At 38.0% G+C, this 25,174-nt stretch carries 19 protein-coding genes; 4 read left to right on the top strand and 15 right to left on the bottom strand.

Annotated elements, in window-relative coordinates; translation table 11 throughout:
* Positions 1–38 precede the first annotated feature (38 nt).
* The 4 genes from FNN08_RS03050 to FNN08_RS03035 all read right to left on the bottom strand — a co-directional run bounded on the left by FNN08_RS03050 (position 39) and on the right by FNN08_RS03035 (position 4,125).
* Positions 39–1,784: an alkaline phosphatase family protein gene (locus FNN08_RS03050; protein ID WP_143583284.1), complete on the bottom strand. Its 1,746-nt coding sequence runs from the start codon at positions 1,782–1,784 to the stop codon at positions 39–41.
* A gap of 207 nt (positions 1,785–1,991) precedes the next feature.
* Positions 1,992–2,402 carry a MaoC family dehydratase gene (locus FNN08_RS03045; protein WP_185962553.1) on the bottom strand — a complete coding sequence of 137 codons (411 nt, stop codon included), beginning with the start codon at positions 2,400–2,402 and terminating at the stop codon, positions 1,992–1,994.
* A gap of 19 nt (positions 2,403–2,421) precedes the next feature.
* Positions 2,422–2,862, bottom strand: a complete 441-nt coding sequence (locus tag FNN08_RS03040; protein ID WP_143583282.1) for a MaoC family dehydratase N-terminal domain-containing protein — start codon at positions 2,860–2,862, stop codon at positions 2,422–2,424.
* Positions 2,863–2,946: 84 nt separating this feature from the next.
* Positions 2,947–4,125, bottom strand: coding sequence for a lipid-transfer protein (locus tag FNN08_RS03035; protein ID WP_143583281.1), 1,179 nt, complete (start codon positions 4,123–4,125; stop codon positions 2,947–2,949).
* Between the two features lie 198 nt (positions 4,126–4,323).
* Here FNN08_RS03035 and FNN08_RS03030 point away from each other — a divergent pair, with 198 nt between their 5' ends.
* Entirely contained in the window at positions 4,324–5,331 is a 1,008-nt protein-coding gene (locus FNN08_RS03030; RefSeq protein WP_143583280.1) for an AraC family transcriptional regulator, read from the top strand.
* A gap of 20 nt (positions 5,332–5,351) precedes the next feature.
* Here FNN08_RS03030 and FNN08_RS03025 read toward each other — a convergent pair whose 3' ends face one another.
* The 7 genes from FNN08_RS03025 to FNN08_RS02995 all read right to left on the bottom strand — a co-directional run bounded on the left by FNN08_RS03025 (position 5,352) and on the right by FNN08_RS02995 (position 17,412).
* Positions 5,352–8,000: a LuxR C-terminal-related transcriptional regulator gene (locus tag FNN08_RS03025; RefSeq protein WP_143583279.1), complete on the bottom strand. Its 2,649-nt coding sequence runs from the start codon at positions 7,998–8,000 to the stop codon at positions 5,352–5,354.
* A gap of 269 nt (positions 8,001–8,269) precedes the next feature.
* Positions 8,270–10,711 (bottom strand): TonB-dependent receptor, encoded by a 2,442-nt coding sequence (locus tag FNN08_RS03020; protein ID WP_143583278.1) that lies wholly within the window; start codon positions 10,709–10,711, stop codon positions 8,270–8,272.
* A gap of 247 nt (positions 10,712–10,958) precedes the next feature.
* Positions 10,959–12,149 (bottom strand): thiolase C-terminal domain-containing protein, encoded by a 1,191-nt coding sequence (locus tag FNN08_RS03015; RefSeq protein ID WP_143583277.1) that lies wholly within the window; start codon positions 12,147–12,149, stop codon positions 10,959–10,961.
* Between the two features lie 21 nt (positions 12,150–12,170).
* Positions 12,171–13,730 carry a class I adenylate-forming enzyme family protein gene (locus FNN08_RS03010; RefSeq protein WP_143583276.1) on the bottom strand — a complete coding sequence of 520 codons (1,560 nt, stop codon included), beginning with the start codon at positions 13,728–13,730 and terminating at the stop codon, positions 12,171–12,173.
* A gap of 58 nt (positions 13,731–13,788) precedes the next feature.
* Positions 13,789–14,907, bottom strand: coding sequence for a saccharopine dehydrogenase family protein (locus FNN08_RS03005; RefSeq protein WP_143583275.1), 1,119 nt, complete (start codon positions 14,905–14,907; stop codon positions 13,789–13,791).
* An 88-nt stretch (positions 14,908–14,995) separates the two neighbouring features.
* Entirely contained in the window at positions 14,996–16,273 is a 1,278-nt protein-coding gene (locus FNN08_RS03000; RefSeq protein WP_185962552.1) for an acyl-CoA dehydrogenase family protein, read from the bottom strand.
* 371 nt (positions 16,274–16,644) lie between these two features.
* Complete coding sequence (locus FNN08_RS02995; protein WP_143583273.1) at positions 16,645–17,412, bottom strand: SDR family NAD(P)-dependent oxidoreductase; 768 nt, start codon at positions 17,410–17,412, stop codon at positions 16,645–16,647.
* A gap of 286 nt (positions 17,413–17,698) precedes the next feature.
* On the opposite strand from FNN08_RS02995, the gene FNN08_RS02990 reads away from it, so the two are divergent.
* Both FNN08_RS02990 and FNN08_RS02985 read left to right on the top strand, forming a co-directional pair.
* Complete coding sequence (locus FNN08_RS02990; RefSeq protein ID WP_143583272.1) at positions 17,699–18,529, top strand: SDR family NAD(P)-dependent oxidoreductase; 831 nt, start codon at positions 17,699–17,701, stop codon at positions 18,527–18,529.
* A 410-nt stretch (positions 18,530–18,939) separates the two neighbouring features.
* A complete protein-coding gene (locus FNN08_RS02985; RefSeq protein WP_143583271.1) occupies positions 18,940–19,968 on the top strand; it encodes a DUF1214 domain-containing protein in 1,029 nt (342 codons plus the stop codon).
* Positions 19,969–20,142: 174 nt separating this feature from the next.
* Here the strand turns inward: FNN08_RS02985 and FNN08_RS02980 are convergent, their stop codons facing one another.
* The 3 genes from FNN08_RS02980 to FNN08_RS02970 form a co-directional block, all read right to left on the bottom strand.
* Positions 20,143–20,766: a glutathione S-transferase family protein gene (locus FNN08_RS02980; protein WP_143583270.1), complete on the bottom strand. Its 624-nt coding sequence runs from the start codon at positions 20,764–20,766 to the stop codon at positions 20,143–20,145.
* Between the two features lie 114 nt (positions 20,767–20,880).
* A complete protein-coding gene (locus FNN08_RS02975) occupies positions 20,881–22,107 on the bottom strand; it encodes an acyl-CoA dehydrogenase family protein (protein WP_143583269.1) in 1,227 nt (408 codons plus the stop codon).
* A 93-nt stretch (positions 22,108–22,200) separates the two neighbouring features.
* A complete protein-coding gene (locus tag FNN08_RS02970) occupies positions 22,201–23,184 on the bottom strand; it encodes an NAD(P)H-dependent flavin oxidoreductase (protein ID WP_143583268.1) in 984 nt (327 codons plus the stop codon).
* A 101-nt stretch (positions 23,185–23,285) separates the two neighbouring features.
* On the opposite strand from FNN08_RS02970, the gene FNN08_RS02965 reads away from it, so the two are divergent.
* Positions 23,286–24,272, top strand: a complete 987-nt coding sequence (locus FNN08_RS02965) for a GlxA family transcriptional regulator (protein ID WP_185962551.1) — start codon at positions 23,286–23,288, stop codon at positions 24,270–24,272.
* A gap of 67 nt (positions 24,273–24,339) precedes the next feature.
* Here FNN08_RS02965 and FNN08_RS02960 read toward each other — a convergent pair whose 3' ends face one another.
* The gene (locus FNN08_RS02960) at positions 24,340–25,155 is read right to left on the bottom strand and encodes a transporter (RefSeq protein ID WP_143583266.1); all 816 of its coding nucleotides are present in this window, start codon (positions 25,153–25,155) and stop codon (positions 24,340–24,342) included.
* Positions 25,156–25,174 lie beyond the last annotated feature (19 nt).

The raw sequence follows: 25,174 nt of genomic DNA, 5'->3' as shown, positions 1-25,174 counted from the left end.
TTAATCTATTCGGCCTTTTTGTTTAATGCTATTGAGTATTAGTCAAAGAAACCTTTTTCTTCTTCCTTTTTAAAGACTTCGTTCAAGATTAAACCTTCGTTAGCTGATGGCTGTTTTATATTCAAAATAGCTGAAAGCGTTGGCGCTACATCAACCGTATTTACTTTGCGGTAAATGTGCTGTGCAGGAATACCTTTACCAGCAAAAATTACAGGCACAAATGTGTCATAAGTCCAAGGTGAGCCATGAACTACCGCTACCTTTAAGCCATCAAGATTGTTAATAAAGTCATGAGGCTTGTATACCATGTAAACATCACCTGAGCGTTTCGGGCTGTAATTTTTTAAGATCGCACGATGTAACTTAGTATCCGGAAAGTCACCTGTTGCTAAACGATTACTCGCTACCGTTAAAAACACGTCATCCATTGACATTAAAGCACTAGCAATTTTATCTTGTACTACAGCAATCGATAATTTATGTTTTTTGATCACCTCATGGTCAAGGTACACATAAGGCTGTGAATAGTTAGAGATAAGTTGCTCTTTAATACCTAACTCAGCTTTAACCTTAGCTACTACATCAAGTTCATCCCATTGCTTAGCCGATACATAATCGCCATTTACTTTGTGCTCATGTAAATATCCAGGCGCTTCAGGGCCGCCGTGATCGGCAGATAAAACAATAACGGTATTTTCTAAACCAACATGTTTATCAACGTAAGCAAATAAATCAGCAAGCGTTTTGTCTAAACGTAGCATGTTATCTTCACTTTCAAGGCTTGATGCGCCAAAGAAGTGGCCAATATAATCGGTTGAAGATAAGCTAATTGCTAAGAAATCAGTAATATTATCTTTACCCAAATCTTCGTTCACAATAAGCTCTTTAGCAAAATCAACCGTCATTTCATCGCCAATTGGGCTTACCGTTAATAACGTGCTGAAGTAAGGAGAGCTTTTATCACCAAATTCATGTGGGAACGTAGTACCGTACTCACCAAGTTTAAATTCCCAAGGACTATCATCATCTTCACCAAAAAGGTAAGTTGACTTATCATTCATCAACTCCCATTTTTTATTCGAAAACTGCTCAGGAAATTTCTTCTTATTCCAATCAGTTACCCATTGTGGATATTGATCGTAGTAATAGTTACTGGTAATAAATTCGTTATTTGCTTTTGAAAACCAAAAAGCTTTACCGCCATGGCCAGCAAGTGAGATTGCACCGCGGTCTTTTACTGAAACACCAAACACTTTGGCTTTACCATTGGTGCTAATGATCATTTCATCACTAAAGGTCGAGCTTTGGATATTCATAGGTGAACGGCCATCTACGGTTGCCGCTTTTTGCGTAGGGTCAATTTCAGTACTTTTATCTATATCTGCATTTTTTGACAATAAACTATAGTTAGCATCTTCAACGTTATAAACAGTTGTACCTGATTTACGGTCATACCACATATTACCAATCAAGCCATGATTTGCTGGATGAGCACCGGTTGCAAGCGTAACATGACCAACAATAGTTTCGGTATTAGCATGGGCATGATGAGCATCACGATAAACTGTGCCTTGATTTAATAGGTAGTTAAAACCATTTTTCCCAAGTCTGTCTTGGTAACGAAATGGTAAATCACCACGTAACTGATCTACAGTAATTTGCAATACCAATTTAGGCTTTGAATTATCTTGCTCTGCAACAGCTGGTGTGGCTAATAAACCAAACATAGCGGCAGATAAAATAGTGAGCGACAACACTGATTTAGTCAATGAACTTTTTAACATAAAAACACATCCTTCCATTAGATATATATGAATAACCAATTAAGCGTAGACCGTATATATCGATTTAGAAAATTAAATTTAAAACATGTGTGAATGATAAAGATGAGCGGCCAACTTAACAAATGATTTACAATCAAAAATGATATGCACTATGTACATATCATCTTTTATTAAGGTGTGTATTCGAGTAGAAATAATATAAAGATTTTAAGTGATAGAAATGCTCACTAATGCTTCACCAACTAATGTACTTTGACCATCTGCGTTTTCAGCTTTAATTGCTACTTTAGCTAAACTCTCGCCATTATTGTCAATTAATTCAACCACTTCGCCTGAGCAGGTAATAACATCTTGTAATTGTGTTATAGCAACAAATTTAGCGCTGAATTTTTTAAGTTGTGCTTGTGGCAACCAATTAGTTAATAACCGACCTAAGTAAGCCATTGACAGCATACCATGGGCAAAGACATCACTCATGCCACATTTTTTTGCAAAGTCTGTATCGATATGAATAGGGTTATGATCCCCTGATGCACCAGCAAATAAAGCCAATGTGGTTCTAGAAATAGCTGGTAAGGTTAAAGGCGGTAATTGACTACCTAAAGTAATATTTGACATGTGTTTAAACTCTACTGATTTAATTACGGTAAACTAAGGTGTTACAGGCTTTAGCAACAAGGGTTTTAGCTTGATTGGTAAAGCTTGACTCAAGTACGACAAACTCTAATGCACCGCCTTTTTTATCAAAAATCGTTTTAATACTTACCGCTACCGTGATCTGGTCGCCAGCATAAATATTGTCGAAATATTCAAACTCTTGTGAGCCATGTAACACTCGACCAATATCCATATCAAGTAAGGTCAGAACAGGTAATAGTTCCGGGCCATCAAGCTCTATCGTAAATGGAAAAGTGGGCGGAGCAAGGATAGAACGATGGCCTTGCTCAAGCGCAGCTTGTTCATCAAAGTAAATAGGGTTTGTTTCACCAATGGCTTTTGCGAAAAATTTTAAGCGCCCCTTTTCAATATCAATAACAAATGGATTAAATTGATGACCAACTTTTGTTTTGTCTAACATTATTTTCTCTATGCAAGTTTAAAATAAGATCCTGAATCAAGTTCAGGATGACGATTTTATTAAAATCCTAAAGCTAAGCCGCACTTACAATTTACGATACATGCTCACAACAGCAGCGCCACCTAAGCCAAGGTTATGCTGTAAAGCGACATTAGCACCTTCTACTTGGCGTTTACCAGCAGTGCCACGTAAATGCCATACTAACTCGGTACATTGCGCTAAGCCAGTAGCACCAATAGGGTGTCCCTTTGACATTAATCCCCCCGATGGGTTTACCACAAAACTACCGCCGTAAGTATTTTCACCATCATTAATAAATTGCTCAGCGCCGCCCTCTTCACATAAACCTAAACCTTCGTAGGTAATAACTTCGTTAGGGGTAAAACAATCGTGCAATTCAACCACTTGTATATCTTGCGGGCCAATACCGGCAATTTCATACACTTCATTAGCTGCTTTAGCGGTCATTTTTGACCCTATCAGCTGCATTGGGTCGGTCCAAGTATCAGCAATATCGGTTGCAATTGCTTGTGCAACTATTTCTACATTGGCGTTGGTTAAACCATGTTTTTTAGCAAAAGCTTCACTACACACAACAACCGCGGCAGCTCCACATGTTGGTGGACATGCCATAAAACGAGTTAAATACGGAGGAAAGATTGTTGGCGATTGCATCACTTCATCTAAAGTTAGCTCGTTTTCAAATAACGAGTAAGGATTCAGTACCGCATGGCTGCGAGTTTTAACCGAAACTTTGCCGAAAATATCAGGATTAGCGCCATACTTTTCAATATAAGCAGTACCTGCTTGACCAAACATACGCAAGGCTAACGGGGCATCAGGCGCATTTGATATTTCGCTAAGTTTGCTCAACATGGGATCAAAAGGTGATTCTCTATCATCCCAATGCGAACCTAGTGCGCCCTTTTGCATTTCTTCAAAGCCAAATGCTAAGGCACATTCAACCGCGCCAAATTCAACCGCTTGGCGAGCTAGAAATAACGCTGTAGAACCTGATGAACAGTTATTATTTACATTAACAACAGGAATACCTGTCATACCAACATCATACAGTGCGTGTTGGCCACAAGTACTATCACCATAAATATAACTAGCATAAGCCTGCTGAATATATTTATATTCTATACCCGCATCTGCTAATGCTAGTTTGATCGCTTTCGATGCCATTACTCGATATGGCTCATTTTGCCCAGGCTTTGAAAACTTTACCATGCCAACACCGGCTACACGTGCATTCGTCATTACTCTTCCTAAATATTATATAAATAAGAAATCCCATGCCAACGGTCAGAGAAATCAATATTGCACTAATTTAAAAAAAACGAGCTATACTCACAATGTCCTAAAAGCACAATTAAATTACCTTAATGTTCCCTATTTAATAGACACCCAGTTAACAAAAAAGTACTATTTAACTAGGTTTCTTGAGTAAATTTGGCAATGAAAAACAACGCAATTATTAGTCACTACATCACCGCATTTTGTAATTCATTACAGCGTAATGGTGAAGATCCAACCCCGTTATTAGCAAGGTGTAATATTGGGTTAAATTATGCTGACAATAATCAACGTATTCCTGCAGATAGTTTTGCTAAATTAATGCAGCGGACGATGTTTAAATTAAACGATGAATACTTTGGTTTAGTTGATAAGGCATTGCCCATTGGTAGCTTTTATTATGGCAGTCACTTAATGCTAAGTACGCCAAGTTTAAAGCGCTCGTTAGAATTAGGCATGGGCTATTATCAATTACTCTCTGATGCTTATTCGATTAAGTTAACCATTAAAGACAAAACAGCTTGTATCCAAGCGAAGCTAAAGAAGCCAGAGCTGGATCCCGATCATTTATTGGCTGAATATATTTTGATTGGTTGGCACCGATTAGCCAGCTGGCTTATTGGTAAAAATATTATCTTAAAACAGAGTCAGTTTGACTACCCAGCTCCTGCCCATGAAACAGAATATCAGTTTATGTTTCCCGGTATCCGCAAATTTAATAAAAGCTGTTTGAGCCTAGAGTTTAGCAGCCATTATTTGGGCATGCCGATTGTACAAAACAGCGACTCGCTAGAGTTATTTTTAAAACATTCTTTTGAAAATCTATTACTAACACCGGCTAATGACGATAGCTTTAATACCAAAGTGCGCTTACTTATTGAAGACTGTGAAAATAGCATATTCCCTACCTTTGAAGTCATAGCAAAACAGCTGCACATGACAACTAAAACGTTACGCTTTAAGCTAAAAAATGAGGGGTTAAGTTATCAACAGATAAAGGATGTATTACGTAAAGATAAAGCGATTTATTACCTAACAAAACAAAATTATTCGATAGCCGAAATAGCCAATAAAACAGGATTTAGTGAACCGAGTGGTTTTGTTAGAGCCTTTAAAAACTGGACAGGTTTGACCCCATTAGCTTACCGCGAGAAAAATAATCAAGTTTGATTAAACTAAGCTAATCTAAACTAGAGAAAGTTGCTCTGGTTAAAGATACGTGTGGCCTGAATTCGGTTACTCGCTCCAAGTTTCACGTAAATAGCCTTTAAATGGGTTTTTATGGTGTTAATAGATAAACACAATTTATCGGCAATATCTTTATTAGAGAAGCCTTCATTAAGCAATTCCATTATTTTTTGCTCACCGGCAGTTAATGCAACCACTTTAGGAGCTATTGCTTGTGAATTAGCAGCAAAACCATCGAAACGCTCACAAATATCCACCATAAAAGCTTTACGTTTAGGCGATAACTCGGTTAATGCCCAGTCTTGTATATAATGGATAGCCTTATTACTTAAGCGCGAAAAATACTGCACAATATTGCGTTTATAAGAAATTGAAATCGCTTTCTTTAACATTAATTTAGCTTGCGAGTATTCTTCTGTTTGCTCATAGATATTAACCAAGTTAAGTAAGCATTTAACCTGCTGTAAGACTCGGCCTGATGCCTCATATTGATTTGCTTGCTCAATAAGCAAGTTTTTAACTTCATCATACTTACCTTGGCGAGTAAGAATAAGGCAATCAACCATTACTTCATTTAAAATCCAATGCCTTGATTGTGCGCCTTTATAACTTGCTAATTTAAGTTTAAAAGAATCAAAGCAAGCAAGTGCGTCATCATCATGATTTAAATAAAAATAATTATCTATGGCTTCATATACAACAGGTGCCATAGAAATGCTTATTTTGCGGCTATTATTTAACTCACTAATTTCTTCAATTAAAAGCTCACGTTGCTCTTGTTGGTTCAACTCGGTTAATAACTGAATATGGCAAGCGTAATACCAAGACAAAAATGATGGTTCACTTAAATACCTTACCTTATTACCTGACTGCTCAAAATACTCAAGAGCTTGCGTTAAATCCCCTTGCACATAGCAAATCATGCCGCGCATTACTTGCACAATATGGTGTAATTGTGATTCGTGGGTTTGTTTATTAATGAACTTTTCAATTGCTTGGCATATAGATAAAGATACATCAAATCGCCCTTGCACAAATGCCAACATTGCAGCAGAGATCTTAAGCACTATCGTGCTATAAAATAGGTCTCCACCTTGAGCAAAAAACTCACCTTCATTAATCAATTCATCTAAGCCATCAAAGTCATCATTATGCAAACAAATAAAGCTTTTTATCGCCCGTAATGAGTTTTCAGCGTAACTGTTTATTAGTGGTCTTTGCTTAAAAAGCTCATTAAGTTCATCTTCTAATAAATACAAAGAATCAGAAAATGCTGCATTAGCACATTTTAATGCCACGGTTTGTTCGTGATAACCTTTATGATCTTCTAATGCAGGATCGTACATAGACTCCATTGTGGTTAACACTGAGTTGGCACTACTGTGTTGATAATTTAACGCGTAAAACCAGCCTTTTAATGCCACAACATTTACATTTGAGATTAACGTTTTATAAGGTAAGTGACTGATTAGTTTTGTAAACCTAGGGAAGTTACCACTAGCAATAATATCTATACCTTTGTCATCCAATATATCAACAGCAGCATCAAATGCTTCCGCTAAAATGTAATGTTCAACAGCTTCAATATAAATTTTTTGTTTTAAGAACCAATTAGCTGCAATTAAATTTAACTGTTTGTGGTCAAACTTGGGTTCAGCATAAAACTTTTGTCTTAAAAAACCTCGTAATAAGGGGTGAATAGAAAACCATCTGAGGTTTTGAGTTAAATGTGAATCATCTAATTTAATACAAGGCACAACATTAGTTAGGCTGCCTGTAAAAAAGTCATCGTTGCCAGTAAGCTCAATTGAAAGTTCGCTGCATAAAAAGTTACTAAGAGATAGTTTAAGTAAATCTTCAAGTTGCTCTTCATTAAGAGCAGAGATGACTTCTTCATAAAAATACTTAGTTAAGTTTTTATTTGAGTCATTTAAGCTACTTACGGTAAATTCTTGGTCAAAGCTGGCATTGCCAGAGTTAAGCTCTAAAGAGATGATCGCCGGCCAACCATTGGTTTTATCAAAAAAGCGGTGCAAATCATTGTCATCAATTTTCGTTTGAAATGTTTCATTGGCAAGTTTTGCAATATCAACACAATTAAAAGCGAGTTTATCTGCCATAATTTTATGTATCTTATTTGCAATTACCGCTTTCGAAGTAGGAAAAGGAAGTGCCACTCGACTTGCTACCACAACTTTGATTTTGTCTGAGGTATTAAGCATAAGATGCTGAAAAAAATCAGAAATAACAGGGTCGGTTATGTATTGAAAATCATCAAAAAATAAAAATACCGGAGTTTGAGATGCTTCTAATTCTTCGGTTAATTGATTAATAAAACGCAGTGCAGAGATGTTCTCATCAAAATATAACTTATCGCTGATCAACGAAAGATCTTTTAACGCCTGTAAGAAATAAGTAAAGAAATACTCAGCGCTATTATCATCGGCATCTAAAGTTGTCCAAAGCAATTTTTGCTCTGTTTGTTGAATTTTATATGCGTAATCAATTAATAAGTAACTTTTACCAAATCCTGCTGGGGCCTTTAAAAGCACACATTTATTTTCATCTACTAATGCTTGCTCAATTTCTGTAATTAAGTCTTGGCGATGTAAATTTTTTGCAGGCTTTATAGGCAACAAGTTTTTTTGCATGGTAAATCTAGTAACTTTTTATGATTATGGCGAAAGAGCATAACATAAAAGAAAAAAAAATCTTATGCAATAGTGTAAGTAAATAGGTTGAGGAAAGTTAGAATTGCCGTTGTACAAATCTAATTCCTTCCCTAGTGATTTGCATACTTTCATCCCTGCTCTTTACAAATCTATTACCCTCCATGGTGATTTGCATACTTTCATCCCTGAAAGCAAAAAGCTCGACAGGGATCTGTCGAGCTTTAATAAGTTTATTCTAAAAGTAAGTTTTAGAAGCGGAATGTACCTTGTACAGCAACTGTACGTGGTGCATCTGTGTAACCCATGTAACCACCTTTAACAAGTGGCACATCAAGACCCGCAGCAAATGTCGTTTCATCAGTTAAGTTTTTACCGATTAACGCCACTTCCCATATGCCATCAACGTTTGCTAAAGCAATACGAGCATTGATTTTTGTATGAGCTTCTTGCATTAAGTTTTCATCTAAATCTGTATCGTAGAAGAAATCATCTTTGAAGTTTGCATTAAGCTGTGCAAATAACTCCATAGACTCACCAATTTCTGTTACGTAGTCTAAGAATAAAGACGCAGAATACTCAGGAGCAAATGGCGTAGATTCATCTGTTAAATCACAAATACTTTCGCCTTGAGATTGAGCAACAGCAGTACAAGGACCATTTGAGTAATCTTCGTAGTAAGAATCTAAGTAAGAGAATGAACCACTAAACGTTAAGTTATCAGTTAATAAAATTGAACCGTCTAACTCAAGACCTTGTGATACAGACTCAGCAGCATTACCTACTTCAAAACCAAAACCATTCCAAGTCGTTACTTGTAAGTCGTCAAAGCTAGTATGGAAAACAGCAGCATTTAAGCGTGCACGGCCATCAAGTAAGTCAGCTTTGAAACCAAGTTCTAAACCAAGAGCTTTTTCTTCTTCAAACTCATTACTTTCATCAGTTGAATCGGCATTAGCGTTAAAACCACCGCCTTTAAAGCCTTGCTCAACACCACCGTAAACCATGAAGTCATTGTTTACGTCATATTGGAATTTAACCGATGGAATGAATTGCTCTTCGTCACGGCTACCACCGCCCATAGGGGTTGTTACAGCAACACCTAATGCATTTGCAGTAAACCAGCTGTTAAATCCTGGAGATGCAGGAGCATCTGTCGGGCCTACAGGTGTAGCTGAGCTATATAAAGTTGACGCTTGCGTAGCGTTCATACTATCGCGAGTAACGTCTTTAGTTTCTTTGGTAAAACGACCACCAGCGATAATTCTAAAATCATCTGAGAAGTTGTAAGTACCTTGGAAGAAAGCTGAAAGTGAATCAGTATCTTGTTGGAATAATGTTGAACGAGTGAAACCATTTGGCACAATACCAGCATCAACAACTGACAGACCTTCAGGCGCTGCCGGGTTAAGAGCTTGTAATGGAATCCCCATGAAAGCGCCCATAAGAGCTGGATTGATTTGTGTAATATCAACCGTTGAGTAGAAGTTAAAATCTAACTCATTTTCTTGGTAGTAAACACCAGTGATATAATCAAATTTATTGTTACCTGAAGTAGCGTAGCGAATTTCTTGAGAAATTTGTGAGAAATCTTCAATATCATTGGTATTAATAAATGTTACTGGCATAAAGTCAACATCTTGCAGTAACTCAGACTCATATGCAGAGTAACCTGTAACAAGTGTTAATGTGCCATCACCAAGTGCATAATCAATATTAATAGATACGTTGTCTGCATCGGTTTCACGTTTTTCAGGGCTTAACACTTGGTCTGTAGAGTTTTTGTAGTCTTCTTTGTCAGCACTAAATTGAGGGTCAAGTGCAGGCGCAAGCATACCGCCAACAAAACCAGCTAAACCGTCAAGCGGCTCTAAGCCAATAATTTGTGCCGTTGTACCTGTTGCAGAAAACTCAGCGTGTTCAACTTTTAGATTAACATCTAACGCAGCCGTTGGTTGCCAGTTAACAGATAAACGAACGATATCTTCTTCACTGCCAACTTCATCACGGCCAGTACCTGTGTTTTCCATGTAACCATCAGTTTCAGATGTTTTAACAGCAAGACGTACACCTAACTCATCAGTTAAGCCACTTGCTAAAACGGCAGTAATACCATTTGAAGCGTATTCTGGTTCAATATCTACCGTTACTGAACCTTCAAAATCACCACCAGCTTCAGCTTTAGCTGTTGTAAGGTTGATAGTACCCGCGATTGTATTTTTACCAAATAAAACACCTTGAGGACCACGAAGTACTTCAGCTCGTTCTAGATCCATAAATGGTGCGCGAAATTGTTTACCACGTCCCATGTAAACACCGTCAATGAACATACCAACAGATTGCTCAAATGCACGGTTAATACCAGAGCCAACACCACGCATATAGATGTTAGTGTTAATAGCACCTTCTGAAATCGTTAAATTTGGGATATAGCCAGACATTTCTGATAAATCTTCAATGCCTGCCTTTTCAATTTTATCACCGTTAATAGCAGTGATTGACATAGGTACATCTTGGATGCTTTCTGTACGCTTAGTTGCAGTAACTTGAATGACTTCTAGTTTACCTTTAGCTTGTGCATTTTCAGCTTGCTCTTCTTGGGCAATCGCATTACCAGATAAAAGTAATGTTGTACCAACAGCAAGAGCTAACTTGCTTTTACGTAATGACATAGCATTTGAGTTATGTTTCATTTTCTCTCCTAAAGTACTTCTTTTAGTTATAATAATTATTATTTTTTTTGTTATTTACCCCAGATACGCTGAGGATTTTCCTTTTGTCGAAACAGTCCTTTTTCGATTATTTACCTTTAAAAAACAAGTGTAACCACTTGTTATCTATAGGATTACTTTATTTTTCACCACAAAACAACCTCTGTTACCGATTGTTTCACTTTTTATTTTGGTGAAAAAAAGCGCATGATTTCATGCGCTTATATTTTTAAACGCGCTCGAAAATATTTACAAAACCAGCGCTGCCTAAGCCGCCATTATGTTGTAAAGCTAAACGAGCACCATCAACTTGACGTACGCCAGATTGGCCACGTAGCTGTTGTACTAATTCAGTAATTTGCGAAAGGCCTGTTGCTCCTAAAGGGTGACCTTTGGCTAATAAACCACCCGATGGACACACAACAAACTTGCCACCGTAGGTGTTATCCCCTTCCATAATGAATTTTTCAATGTCTGAGTCGCTACATAAACCTAATGCTGAGTAAGTAATAATTTCGTTACTCGTAAAGCAGTCATGCAGCTCTATAACATCGATATCATCAGGGCTAACACCAGCTTTGTTGTAAGCTTGGTTAGCGGCTTCTTTACTTAATGCGCGGAAGGTAATATCTAATGGATTTGACTCAAAATATTCAGCCTTATCACTACACCAACCGCTGCCTTTAAGAACCACTTTTATGTCTAAGTTATGTTTTTTAGCAAACTCTTCACTACATACAATCACTGAAGCTGCACCACAACTTGGCGGACAAGCGAATAACTTTCTTAAACCACGATATAGTGGTGGTTGTTCAAGAATTTGCTCAACAGTTAATGGATCGCGATAAATTGCATATGGGTTATGCTCGGCATGATTGCGAGACTTAACCGCAATTTGTGCCATAGCTTGTTCACTTATACTGTATTCATCCATCACGATTTCAGCTTGGCAACCAAACATCATTACTGCTGGAGGTAGTTTGCGCTCTTCTTCTGATGCACCGACTAAGTCAGCTAAAGCATCGGTATGACGTTGCAGTGGACTAGTCATGTGAGGGAATGCCATTTCAATGGCACCCTTTGGCATTTGCTCAAAGCCTAATGCCATAACACACTCTGATACACCGTACTCAACTGCCTGTGCAGCTAGTGCAAACGCCGTTGAACCAGAAGCACAGTTATTATTTACATTGGTAATTGGAATCCCAGTAATACCTACACGATATAAGGCCGCTTGACCTGCACAGCTATCGCCATAAACATACGATGCAAATGCTTGATCAATGTCTTTGTACTCAAGAGTTGAATCAGCAAGTGCAGCCATAGCTGCTCCTGCGCCCATCACATCATAGCTATCGCTTTGACCTGGTTTTTTAAATGGCACCATACCAACGCCACAAACCACTACTCTTCTAGTCATAATAAATTCCTCAGCTAAAACCTAGTTAACGGCTCTAGCTTTATCACCCCAATATTGTTTACGGATCTCGGCTTTAAGAACCTTGCCTACCGGGCTTCGTGGTAAATCAGCGACGAAGTCAATCGACTTAGGCGTTTTAACACTACCTAACTCTTGCTTAACAATGCTTGCTAATTCAACATCCGATAATTCTTGACCAGGTTTTAATTGCACAACAGCTTTTACCGCTTCGCCCCATTTTTCATCAGGGATACCAATAACAGCACAATCTTGTACCGCAGGCTGCGCAGAAATAACTTGTTCAATTTCATTCGGGAACACGTTGAAACCACCGGTGATGATCATGTCTTTTTTGCGATCAACAATAGTGATGTAGCCATCATCGTCCATCACACCAACATCACCTGTGTGTAACCAACCGTTGATTTGTGCTTCGCGAGTAGCTTCTTCGTTTTTGTAATAACCTGGATTAACTAAGTTACCTTTAACGCAAATTTCACCAGCTTCACCTTTCGGTAATTGATTACCATCGTCATCCATAATCGCAACTTGGTTCATCACACAAGGACGACCAACAGATGCTAAACGAGAGTCAATAATGTTGCCTTCACTGTCGATGTAATCCCAAGGCGCTTTAGCACAAATGGCAGCAGGAGCTTCCGATTGGCCAAAGGCTTCAGTCATAACCGGACCAAATACTGTGATAGCTTCTTTTAATTTAGATAGCGATGTAGGAGCTGCACCAACTAAGAAATGTTGTAATGATGAGTAATCATATTTATTCACGTTTTCATGCGCTAACATCATGTACATAACCGTTGGCGGTAAGAAAAAGTGAGTAATTTTATGTTTTTCAATAGTCTGCATGATGCCTTCAGGATCAGCAGCAGCCATCATTACGTTTGTACCACCACGAGCAAAATGTAGTGCGCCAATAAGACCCGCAGAGTGAGTCATAGGAGCTACAACTAAATGCGCAGTGTTATCGTAGTAACTAAAGTGGCTGTAGAAGTTGGTAAACATGGTTTCAATCGCTTTGTGTGACATGATCACACCCTTTGATTTACCCGTTGTACCACCTGTTGGGAAGATAGCAGCTACGTCGTCGCTCTGCTCATCGCCTACTTGATGAAAATCATCAGCATCAGCTAACCATGCATCAAGGTTTTCACCTTCAACATCAGTTTTGTTGATACAAACAATTTCTTTTAAATTTGGTGTGCCAGCAGCAATTGCACGAGCTTCTTTTTCGTAGTTTGAATGGTAAAGCAATAAGTCACCATCAAAACGAGATAAAAGATCAATGTTAATGTCTACAGGGTTTCTTGGATTGATTGGTAACCAAACAGACTCAGCACGAAATGCACCTAATAATACCTCAAACGCGATGTTTGAATTTGGCGCTAAAATACCAACTTTACTACCCTTTGAGTAACCACGCTTATATAGAGCAGAGGCAACTTTATGAGAAACGGCACTTGCTTCGCCGTAAGTTGACTCACTACCGTCAGCAAGATCATGGAATGCTACATTATTTGGATATAACGCTGCACCTTGATCAAAAAAATCGATTACACGCATGTAATTTTCCTCAATAAAAAAGCCGTTTAATCAATGATTAAACAGCTTTAGATAAAACTTAAAACTTTTCTACTTTCATGTCGCAGAAACCAAAACCTTCTAGCGCGCCGTATAGTTCACGATGACCTACAGCTTTACAAGGCGATTGGAAGCCAACATTATCAGGACCTTGGTCAATTAATCGCTTAGCGATAAATGCTTGTACAACACCCGTTTGAATGTAAGCACTGTGACCAATGATGGTACAACAAACTTGTGACTTAGGACCAACACCGTAAACACGGTCAACTAAACGGTGAATCGTGCGATTTTCACGAGGAGGCATACCTGGTGTTACACTTGCAGCAATAGCGTCAAGTTGAGCTTCTTGCTCTTCTGCAGGTAAGTCTTTTAAGTTTGCATTATAATTTGCAGCGATATCCATAACAGCACGCATTAATGGACGGTTAGTAAAACCTGTTAATGATTGTGCGTGGTTAACACGAGTATCATTTGCGTACCATAGAGGGATGCTACCACCGCCCCAAGGTAATGCCATAACCGTTGCATTGTGACCAGGAACAGATATTTCATGGCCATGTGCCATCGGCTCAACAATTTCAACAAGCTCATTGTTTTCTAACCAGTATTGCTTGTTACGAGCCATATCCATAACCGTTTGCGTTGAAGCAACCGTTGGAACACCTGTAGGAATACAAACCGCATTAATTGAATCAACTGTTGTATCTTCTAAACAGAACTCAGCAGCAATGTTACCAACAGCATGCATGTAAGCAACTGAAGGAGCTAGTAATAGACCTTTTTCAGCGTATGCTTCAGAGAACGTATCACGCATCTCGATCATCCACTCTTGTTCACCTGTCGTATCAATGTAGTGACACTCGGCATTTAAACATGCTTCAACAACATCTGTACCTAAACGAGCAAAAGGACCTACTGTGTTACAAACAACTTTAGCGCCTTTAAAGAATTCAGTTAAAGCTTCAACGTTATGCTCAACAGTAGCAACTTCGTAATCAGCAGTTTCAATACCAGGTACTTTAGCCATTGCTTCTTCAAGCTTTTCTACACTTCGACCTGCTGCAATAAATGGAACGTTGTATTCACGTAAAAATTCACAGATTAATCGGCCAGTATAACCACTTGCACCATATACGATAACTGGTTTCTTGTTCATTGTTGTTTCCTTTGTTTTCTATTTATTCGTTTGTTGGAGCCTTATTTTTAGCGGCTCCTTAGAGTTTTAATAAAACACTAGGTGTTTTTTATAAGCCGTTTTTATCTTTATAAACTTTGCTTAACCATGAAGCAGACTTCATGCCCAATACATTGTTTTCGCCGTCAGCAATTTGAGCTGCACGAGCATCACGGAATAATTTTTCTAATGGATATTCACGAGTTAAACCGTTACCACCGAAAAGTTGCAGTGCTTCACTACACACTTCAACACAAGTATCAGTAACAAAAGTTTTTGAGGTAGCAGACGCTAATAAATGTGGGCCATTTGGACCATAGTTATACTCAAATGCACGTTTAGCCATTGCTCGACATGCTTCAACTTTTTGATGCATTTTAAATAAACGAGCACGAACGCCTTGATGATTAATTAATTCTGTACCACCTTGTTTACGCTCATGAACATAAGCTAATGCATGGTCATATGCAGCGCGGGCAACACCGGTAAATGAAATACCCATTTCCATGTTACCAAACGTTAGTGCGCCAAAGAATGAAGGGTAACCTTTATCCATATCAGCGATCATATATTTAAGCGGTACACGAGCATTATCAAAGTAAATTTCACCTTGACATAAAGCACGCATGCCCATTTTATCTAGCGGTTTACCCTTCGAAACACCTGGAATATCAAACGGCACTAATACACCAATATATTTATGCGTACCATCGTCGTTGTAAATACCGTTACCGTCATCAAACTGACAATAAAGAAGTGTTGATTCAGCAATTGGCGCACCAGAAACCCATGCAGAAGTTTGGCCGTTGATAACAACTTCACCATCTTCTATACGAGCCACTAAGTTACCGCGACCTTGACGCTCACCTGGATGACATTCAGTAGCTTCAATATCAACAAGATCTGAACCACGATCAGGCTGAGTTGCAGCCCAACAGCCACGTAAATGGCCGAAACGTTCAATAAGTTCAGGATCACCTGTATGGTATGCAGCAAATGCAGGGAATTTACTTACGATATATCCCATAGCTAAACCTGAGTCACCCCAAGCAAGTTCTTCAAAAATAATTGGGATAATGCGAGATTTTTCTTCATTAGTCATACCTGCAATCGCTGCAAGATCAACTAAACCAGATTGTTCTAATTTGTCTAAAAACTCCCAAATAGGTGAATCTTCAGCAACGGCAGCTTCATGGTCCATTTTATCTAGCTTCTCAGCGATAGGACGCATTACTTCTTCAGCAAAGCGATGAGCAACATCTTGAATAGCTAACTCTTCTTCACTCATTGCGCCTTCTAAGCCTGTAATACCAAGTTTTGGTAATGGTACTTGTTCAAATTCAAACATTTTATTTTCTTCCATCAGTCATGGTTTTTTCTATGCATCCACAGTAATACGTTACGTTTTTTTACAAAATCACCCTAAGGGGTGAAATTACCACCCTTATCAAACAAAGGTTTTTTATCAAATAAAAACAATAAGTTAAGTCAAATATCTTTACGTATTTTTTATATCTCTATTTATTTTTGTTGCACATTTAAACAATTCTTGAAGGTTTTTTTGACAAAACAATTAAAAGCTTTCACTTTGCAGCACAAAAAATAGTTAAAAATTTACTTTGATAAAATTAAAGACATAAAAAAGCGGCTTATGAATAGTTCATAAACCGCTCAATTTAACTTTAAGTAATCGTCGACTACTTATTTTTTATTGCAGATTTAGTCAACTAAGCCAATACCTGCTAGCAAACCACCATCAATTTGATGTGCCGAACCATTCATGTAACTGGCTTTATCTGACGCTAACCAAGTAACAAAGTTTGCAGCTTCTTCTGGGCTTGCACCACGCCCCATAGGGATCATTGCATTAAAGCCGTCTTTTTCTTCCTGAGCAAAACCTGTTTCAGTCATGTCAGTCACAATATAGCCAGGACAAATAGCAACAGCACGAATACCTTTACGGCTGTACTCTAGTGCAGTTGATTTAGTTAAACCAATAACGCCATGTTTAGTTGCTGTATAAGGAGAAAGAGTTCCCATACCAACTAAGCCATCAACAGAAGCAGTATTGATAATTACACCACTACCGTTCTCAACCATTGCAGGTAAAGCGGCTTTAGTACAGTAGAATACGCCTGATAAATTAATATCGATAACACGTTGCCATTCTTCAATAGGTGTATCAATTACAAGTGCTCTTTCACCAGAAATACCTGCGTTATTAAAAATAACGTCTACTTTGCCAAATGCAGCAACAGTTTTGGCAACCATGTTTTCACAGGCAGCGTAATCAGCTACGTTAGTAATTACGGTAAGAGATTCACCACCATCAGCTTTTATCATTGCAGCAGTTTGTTCTAACCCTTCTGCATTAACGTCTGCTAGTGTTACTTTGGCGCCTTGTTTAGCAAATGAAACCGCTGATGCACGACCAATTCCGCCTGATGCGCCTGTAACGATTACTACTTTATTTGTGAACTCTGTCATATTAACCTCTTTTTGTGATGCGGTAACAAATAAGCCTTTTCAACCTTAATTTTTATAAAAATTGGCCTGCTTTTTATTACTCATAATTTTTAATGTTAAACAGCATACTGAGTTTAAAAAATTAAGCTTTCACTCTTAAGGGTGATTTTAATGTTTTTTTTGTCAGTAATAATGTAACCACAAAATGACAATTTCAAAATCAAATAAAACATTAACAAATGGTCTTTTTAGCCTTTAAAACAAAGGGTTAAGCAGCACCAAATCTAATCAATTTTTAGGATAAGCCATGTTTGCACAGAAATTCCCACTAAAAAGAGCCTTTATTACCGGAGCCGCAAGCGGCCTTGGCTTAGAAATAGCAAGCCAATTAGCATCGAACAATTGGAATTTAGCTATTGCCGATATCAATGAAGAACGCTTAAATTCAGCCAAAGTAGAGTTGGAAAAATTAGGTGCGAAAGTGATCACCATTGTATTAAACGTAACCGACGCCGAAGCTATGTTTAGTGCCGCAGAGCGAGTGGAAAAAGAGTTGGGTGGCGTAGATTTGGTATTTAACAATGCCGGTGTTGCCGGTGCGGGCAAAATTACCGAAATTAGCGATGATGAATGGAAGCGTGTGGTAAGCATAGATTTATGGAGTGTAATATATGGCTGTCGTGCATTTATTCCAATGATGAAAAAACAAGGTGGCGGTCATATTGTTAATACCGCATCAAGTGCAGGTACGCTTTCTGCAGCAGAAATGGCCAACTATAATGTAGCAAAAGCAGGTGTAGTTAGTTTATCTGAAACCTTAAAAGTTGAACTTGCGCCGGATAATATTGGCGTTACCGTATTGTGCCCTACTGTATTTAAAACTAACTTAGGTGAATCAGTTAGTGGTAAAACTGCGTTTGAACGTAATCTACAGCAGCAACTAGCAGAATCTAAGATAACCTCAGCCGATATTGTTGCTAAAGCGTTTAATGCCGTAAAAACTAATAAACTCTATGTAATGCCACAAAACGACGCAAAATGGGGCTGGAGAATTAAGCGATTAATGCCAGAAACATACGCAAAGTTAATGGCGTACATGTATAAGAATCGTATCTGGATCTATAAGCATTTAGATTAATTGCCTGTAGTGGTAACTATATTAAGAAACGCCATAAATACATGGCGCTAATATAAGTGCGATAAGAATCCCGTGACCTTTCGGGATTTTTTACATCTAAAGTAAAATAATATTGTATCCCTTTCATTAATAGCAATTATTGAGAATTGAAGAATAGCGTATTCAGCAAGTAACCAAATGTTAAAGTTTGTAAAACAGCGTTGATTTAACTAGCTTTCTTCTTCTTGTGTGTTAAATTTTAGTTAACAAAAAGTTGTTACATTTAGTGAACCACTAATGTTGAGTTATTTCCTATAGAGCTAGGTATTCCTAAAAGGAATATAGGCTATAATTATTCATCATTAGATTAATTTAAAAATAACACTATAATTTCTACCAATTACTAAATACTTAATCGAAAGGTACACGTTATGAACTTAAAAAATTCTTTAATCGCTTTATCAATTGTTGCTGGTTTTTCAGCTTGTGCACATGCTGAAGCTGCTCCAGCAAAATCTGCAGATGGTACATTAATCATTACTGAAGAAAACTTCACTCATGCAGAAACTGCACGTAACTACCGTAACTGGGCTAAAGCTGGTGCACATAAACAATTTGCAATGATGCGTAACCTTCCACCACGTGGTAAAAAGGCGCCAACAGTACAAATGAACGATGATACGCTTTATGCTGTTGCAATCGTTAAGGCTGTTGACGGCAAAGTAAGTTTTGATATCCCTAAAACTGAAACGTATTTAGCTGTACAAGTAGTAACTGAGCGCGGTCACGGTCAACATTACGTTGTTGAAGATGGTAAATACAACTTACCTGTTGAATCAGACTATGCATTCCTAATTTACCGTTCAGGTACTGAAAAAGGTATCCCTACAGCTGTTGCAGGTCTTGAAAAAGTAGATGTTAAAGAATTTAACTTTGGTACTGACTACAAAGTTCAACCATACAACTACGATGAAGTTGAACAATGGGTTAAGAAATACACAACTGAAGTAAACAACATGAGCAAGTTTACTTATACTTTCCCTCGTACTTCTGACAAAGTAACTGACTTACATCAGTGGAACTTAGAAAATGCAGCTGGTTGGGGTGGCGCAAGCCCAGAAGCCTTCGTTGGTAACAAGTACTCTAACAGCCCTAAAATGAAAGCAAGTGTATGTTACACATCAACATTTGCTGACCCTGAAAATGCATTCTTCACATCAATTACTGCGTATGATGCTGATAAATACTTAATTCCAGGTTCTAAAGCGGTTAACTCTCATTTTTGGGATAAAAACTCTGACGGTAGCGTAACTATCTCATTTAACTGTGGTAAGAACGCGAAAAACAACATTGACACTCAAGGTCAAGACTTTACCTTTACTACACGCCACTATGGTGTAAATCCGAAGATCATTAAAGCATCTGAAGATCCAATTATTGCAGGTGTTAAAGCTAAGTAATAAAAGGTATGAGTATATTGCTGCTTTAATATTGAATAAACAGCAAGCTCTAGATTAATTAAAGGCATTAGATTTTATAATCTAATGCCTTTTTTATTGTCTAAATAAAAAAGGGTATGTAAAGACATATCCCTTTCATTAAAAACTTATACCAATTTGATTAATAACAAGATTTTAGCTTTGTAAAATTGTCTCAATATTTTTATGCCAAGCTAATATATTAGCGCAATTACTAGGTATTACTTGTTTTGCCCAACCAGCAAAGCTACAAACAACATATAAATCGATATCGGCTTGGGTAAGTTGTTCGTCAATTAAGAATAATTTACCTGCTAGTTTTTCATCCATATCAAGCCAAAAACCATCTAAACGAACTTTACCGCGATTAACCAGTTCAGGAATTTGAGCAACGTTAATACGCCCTGGTAATGCTCTATCTTTAAATCCTTCACCACGATTTCTTAGCATCTCAGCAATAGGCGTCATACCTTCGGTATAAAACTTATGCATTAGACCAAGCACTTGTGCCGTTACCAGTGGCGTGTTGCCAAATAATGCTTTCTCAGGATATTCCTTATCTAAGTAATAACAAATAGCTACAGTATCAGTTAATACAGTGCCATCATCTAAATGCAGAGTTGGCAAAGTACAACTTGGATTTAAAGCCTTCAGCTCTTCACAAAAGTGTTCACCTTTCATCATATCTAAAGGTGTAGTGTCAATTTCTATGCCTTTATACTTCATTAACAGATCGAGGCGTTGCGGATTTGGCGCAGGTTTATGTGTGTATAAATGCATTTTGCTATTCCTTAACTAATACCTAAAAAATCAAAAGGGTCAGATCAACTTGAACCTAACCCTTTTAAACTATGGTGTTATCTACCTTAGTGCAAGCTAATTTTAATTTGCTTATCAGCCAATACTTTCTTTACCAAAGATACTACGAGCGATAACCATTTTTTGTACTTCGTTAGCGCCTTCGTATATTTCACCTATTTTACAATCGCGGTAAATAGCTTCTAGTGGGAACTGCTGCCCTGTTGCGGCAAGCTCTTTGACAAAACCATAACCACCACACACTTGAATTGCATCACGAACTACATCACCTGGTAATGCGCTACCAATAAGCTTAGCCATAGCACACATAGTTTGTACATTAGGGCGTTTTTTATCTTCAATAAGAGCCGCTTTAATATATAAGTTACGCGCGCTTTCTAATTGCGCAGCATAATCAGCAAATTTAAACTGCCAGTATTGGAATTGCGAAATTGTTTTACCAAAAATTTCACGCTTTTTCATATGATCGGTAGCATAATCAAATGCTGCTTGTGCCATACCAACGCCACAGGCACCAATACCAACACGACCTAAAGTAAGTGAGGTTAAGGCTGAGCGTAAACCTTTACCTTCTGTACCAACTAAACATTCATCTGGTACAAATACTTCATCAAAATAAACATCGGCAGTTAACTGACAAAGGTTACCCATTTTTTTATCCGGCTCGCCAACAGATGCACCTTCAAGGCTCATATCCACTAATAACATCGTCATGGCATCGCCCTGCTTACACAAGACAAACATTTGATGCGCTACAGGTGAATTAGTGATCCAACGTTTACGGCCATTAATACGGTAACCGCCATCAACTTTTACAGCTGTAGTTTGTAATGCGCGTACACTTAAATCAGTACTTGCCGCCGGCTCACTAGTAGCAAAGGCTCCTAGTAATTCACCTTTACAAAGCGCTGGAAAAAGTTTTTCTTTAACACTTGGGTGCGCATGTTTTAACGTGTGACCGAATAAAATAAGCGGAACATCTAACAGAGCAGCCGCAACACCAGAGCTTACATATGCAATTTCTTCAAGCATCACCATAGTTGCAAGAGTTGGATACTCAAGCCCCGCCCCACCATATTGTTTTTCAAATGGAATCGCTAATAAACCCGCATCGCCCATTTTTTTGAGTAGCTCCCACGGAAAAGCATCGACACTTTCTGGAGTGTTATTAATAGTATGGGCGATAGGACGAAGTACTTCGTCGGCAAAATCTCTTACTTGTTTACGTACAGCGATAGTTTCTTCTGGTAAGAACATATCATCATAGACAGAATCCATAATACGTTTTGGATAATCACTCATGTTGTTTCCTTTTATTCTATATTAGCCTTAAAGCGGCTTTATTTTTTTACTTATTTATTAATTTTTAGATAGAGCTAAGCTAATTCATAACTTCTAATTCAGCATTCGAGTCTTTGTTTCTTTGTACTCTTTATCTAATTGCTTAATTAACTCGCTAATAGTTGGCACATCATTAATTGCACTAACCCCTTGCCCTGCAGACCAAATATCTTTCCAAGGTTTTGCTACAACCGTTGCGCTATCACTGTGAGTTTCTTCATCTCCCATTTCTGCGCCAATATCAAAACCATCAGGGGTTGGTAAATTATTTAAATCAAGTCCGGCATCAGTCACACTTTGTTTAATAAAGTTGGCAGGAATACCTGAAATTGCATTGGTATAAATAATATCGTTGGCAGTTGAATTAACTAGTAACTCTTTGTAACGCTCATTAACTTGGCATTCTTTAGTGGCTAAAAAGCGGGTGCCCATATAGGCAAGATCGGCGCCTAAACACTGTGCGGCTGCTACTTCTGCACCTGTTGATATACAACCAGAAAGAATAATGGTTTTATCAAAAAAGCTACGTAATTCTTGAATTAATGCAAACGGATGTAAATCACCAGCATGGCCGCCAGCACCTGTTGATACAGCAATTAAGCCATCAACGCCTGCTTGCATCGCTTTTTTACCATGACGAGCATTAACCACATCATGAAAGACAACGCCGCCATAAGAATGAATGGCTTCAACTACGTCACTTACCGCGCCAAGAGATGTCACTAGTAGTGGAACTTGATGTTTAACTAATACTTTAAGATCTTCATAAACTCTTGGATTACTTTTATGAACAATTAAATTAACGCCAAACGGCGCCGCTTGTTTACCTGTTGATTGTTCAAACTCGGCAATTTCTTGCTTAATTTCAATAATCCACTGCTCTAACCCTTCAGTTGTTCTTTGATTAGCCGCAGGAAAAGTACCGATAACACCATTAATGCAATTAGCAATAACCATTGCTGGTGTTGATGCTAAAAACATTGGCGCGCTGATCACAGGAAGAGATAGTTTGCCTTCGAAAGACTTTGGTAATGCCATATGAAAACCTTAAATATAAAAATTTGTATAAGCTTATTGTAGAGTGTTGTGCTTCAGAGTATATTGCAGTTTATGACAACTTTATGGGGATTACAGACACAATGGTGAAATTTGCAATAGTTGCGCTCGATGGTTGTTATGGCTCAAGTTTGCATGGCTTAGTCGATGTGTTGGTTGTGGCCAATGCTCATATTCGTAAAGAATCAGGCAATAACGAACCATTTTTCAGCTGGGAATTTTTTACCAGTGATAACAGCAGTATTCAAACCAGCAACGGTTTAACCATGAATCATCCACAGGCTGAGTTAAGCGCTGATAATTTTGATGTTATATTTATTCCAGGTGTTTTATACCAAGGTACGAAAGCTTTTAATGCAAAATTAAAGTCGTTGAATCCGCTTTACCAATGGCTAGCGAATCAATACCAACAAGGCGCAATTATTTGCGCTAATTGCACCTCTACTTTTTTCCTTGCCGAGTCCAATTTACTTAATCATAAAACCGCAACCACGGTATGGTGGTTAGAGCATCTTTTTAAAGCAAATTATAAGCAAATAGATTTAAAGTTTGATCAACTCATTATAGAGCAAGACCGTGTTATAACGGCAGGTGCTGCCACATCGCATTTTCAATTAGGATTATTACTGCTTAAAAAGTTTGTACCTGAGTTAATCGCGCAACAAACAGCAAAAACCATGCTTATTGATACTCGTAAAGTGCATGTATCCCCCGAGCAGTTACTTAATGTTGCACGCGAGCACACTAATCGCTTAGTACAAGATGCACAGGAATGGATTAATAATCATTTGCATGAAAGCTTTACCGTAAACGAACTTGCATCAACTTTAGCGACAAGTGAGCGAACCTTGAACAGACAATTTAAGGAAGTACTAGCCGTAACACCCAATAAATATATTCAATCGTTAAGAATTAATAGCGCCAAATATTTGCTTGAATCAAGTGAGCTTACTTTAGATGATATTCTCGATAAAGTTGGCTATAAAGATAGATCGGCGTTTAGTAAATTATTTACTGCTAGTGTTGGTTTACCACCGATGAGTTACCGCAGGCAGTTTAGTCAAACCTAATCAACAAAAACAAAAAAGCCCCATAAATATTATTTAATGGGGCTCTATATTATTTATGATTATGAGCTTAATTTGGAATTAAAAACACCATATCTAAAGTAATACCAAAACCTTCAGGTCCCATATCAGGAGATTCAACCCAATATCTTAAGTTAGCGCCGAACTGCATTAACTGCCCGCCGACTTTAGTTACTTGCGATACTTTGGCATTAATAGGAATAGACCACTCTTCTGCTTCATGGTCATAAGTTGATTCTGTATTAAATGAAAATGACATACCGGTTTTAGTTGCATAAGCAAAAAACGGTTGTAAGAAGGTGCTACTCACATCTCCCCTATCGTCCTCACCCGCAACATCCATAAGGTGATGCGCTAAAAAGCCGTAAGTTATTTGCCCCTCTTGCTTTAACGCAAGGGCTGATGGTCCCATTGAGAGTTTTTCTGTGCCTAAAATATCTTCAGATGCTGTAGGTAAACTAATTACCGGGCCAACACCCCATATCCAACCGCTTGCACTTGGCAGTTTAGGTGAAAACCAATTAGTGGTTAGTACATCACCTAAGCCATCCTCATCAGGTAAACCGGTGATTTTTTCTTGCGATACAATCGGGATAATGGTTCTTGAAATAATATTCCATTCTTCATTTATATCAAAAGGGATAACTGGCTGAATAGTAATCGTGGAGCGACTTCCTTTATCATCTACGCCGATATTTTCATCGTAGTTATATTTAACTGGAATGCTGATCAAGGCAGCGACTGGGTTAGAAAGTTTTTTGGCTAACGCTTCTGCACTTTCTTCTGCGAACACATTAGAGCTAAATGCTAGCGATAAGCCTAAAGACACTTTAACTAACGGCGTAAAAAGTTTACTTTTATTCATACTAAATTTCCCTGAATAC

Source organism: Thalassomonas sp. M1454 (assembly GCF_007097525.1).
In the GTDB taxonomy this organism is placed as follows: domain Bacteria; phylum Pseudomonadota; class Gammaproteobacteria; order Enterobacterales; family Alteromonadaceae; genus Thalassotalea_A.
This window is presented reverse-complemented; position numbering and strand designations above follow the sequence as displayed.

Bases quoted from the DNA above. Each gene is read 5' to 3' on its own strand.
- FNN08_RS03035 (WP_143583281.1), bottom strand. From the start codon at position 4,125: ATGACGAATGCACGTGTAGCCGGTGTTGGCATGGTAAAGTTTTCAAAG.
- FNN08_RS03040 (WP_143583282.1), bottom strand. From the start codon at position 2,862: ATGTTAGACAAAACAAAAGTTGGTCATCAATTTAATCCATTTGTTATT.
- FNN08_RS03005 (WP_143583275.1), bottom strand. From the start codon at position 14,907: ATGAACAAGAAACCAGTTATCGTATATGGTGCAAGTGGTTATACTGGC.
- FNN08_RS03020 (WP_143583278.1), bottom strand. From the start codon at position 10,711: ATGAAACATAACTCAAATGCTATGTCATTACGTAAAAGCAAGTTAGCT.
- FNN08_RS03000 (WP_185962552.1), bottom strand. From the start codon at position 16,273: ATGTTTGAATTTGAACAAGTACCATTACCAAAACTTGGTATTACAGGC.
- FNN08_RS02980 (WP_143583270.1), bottom strand. From the start codon at position 20,766: ATGCATTTATACACACATAAACCTGCGCCAAATCCGCAACGCCTCGAT.
- FNN08_RS02960 (WP_143583266.1), bottom strand. From the start codon at position 25,155: ATGAATAAAAGTAAACTTTTTACGCCGTTAGTTAAAGTGTCTTTAGGC.
- FNN08_RS02990 (WP_143583272.1), top strand. From the start codon at position 17,699: ATGTTTGCACAGAAATTCCCACTAAAAAGAGCCTTTATTACCGGAGCC.
- FNN08_RS03015 (WP_143583277.1), bottom strand. From the start codon at position 12,149: ATGACTAGAAGAGTAGTGGTTTGTGGCGTTGGTATGGTGCCATTTAAA.
- FNN08_RS02995 (WP_143583273.1), bottom strand. From the start codon at position 17,412: ATGACAGAGTTCACAAATAAAGTAGTAATCGTTACAGGCGCATCAGGC.
- FNN08_RS02965 (WP_185962551.1), top strand. From the start codon at position 23,286: ATGGTGAAATTTGCAATAGTTGCGCTCGATGGTTGTTATGGCTCAAGT.
- FNN08_RS02975 (WP_143583269.1), bottom strand. From the start codon at position 22,107: ATGAGTGATTATCCAAAACGTATTATGGATTCTGTCTATGATGATATG.
- FNN08_RS03025 (WP_143583279.1), bottom strand. From the start codon at position 8,000: ATGCAAAAAAACTTGTTGCCTATAAAGCCTGCAAAAAATTTACATCGC.
- FNN08_RS02985 (WP_143583271.1), top strand. From the start codon at position 18,940: ATGAACTTAAAAAATTCTTTAATCGCTTTATCAATTGTTGCTGGTTTT.
- FNN08_RS03010 (WP_143583276.1), bottom strand. From the start codon at position 13,730: ATGCGTGTAATCGATTTTTTTGATCAAGGTGCAGCGTTATATCCAAAT.
- FNN08_RS03045 (WP_185962553.1), bottom strand. From the start codon at position 2,402: ATGTCAAATATTACTTTAGGTAGTCAATTACCGCCTTTAACCTTACCA.
- FNN08_RS03050 (WP_143583284.1), bottom strand. From the start codon at position 1,784: ATGTTAAAAAGTTCATTGACTAAATCAGTGTTGTCGCTCACTATTTTA.
- FNN08_RS02970 (WP_143583268.1), bottom strand. From the start codon at position 23,184: ATGGCATTACCAAAGTCTTTCGAAGGCAAACTATCTCTTCCTGTGATC.
- FNN08_RS03030 (WP_143583280.1), top strand. From the start codon at position 4,324: ATGAAAAACAACGCAATTATTAGTCACTACATCACCGCATTTTGTAAT.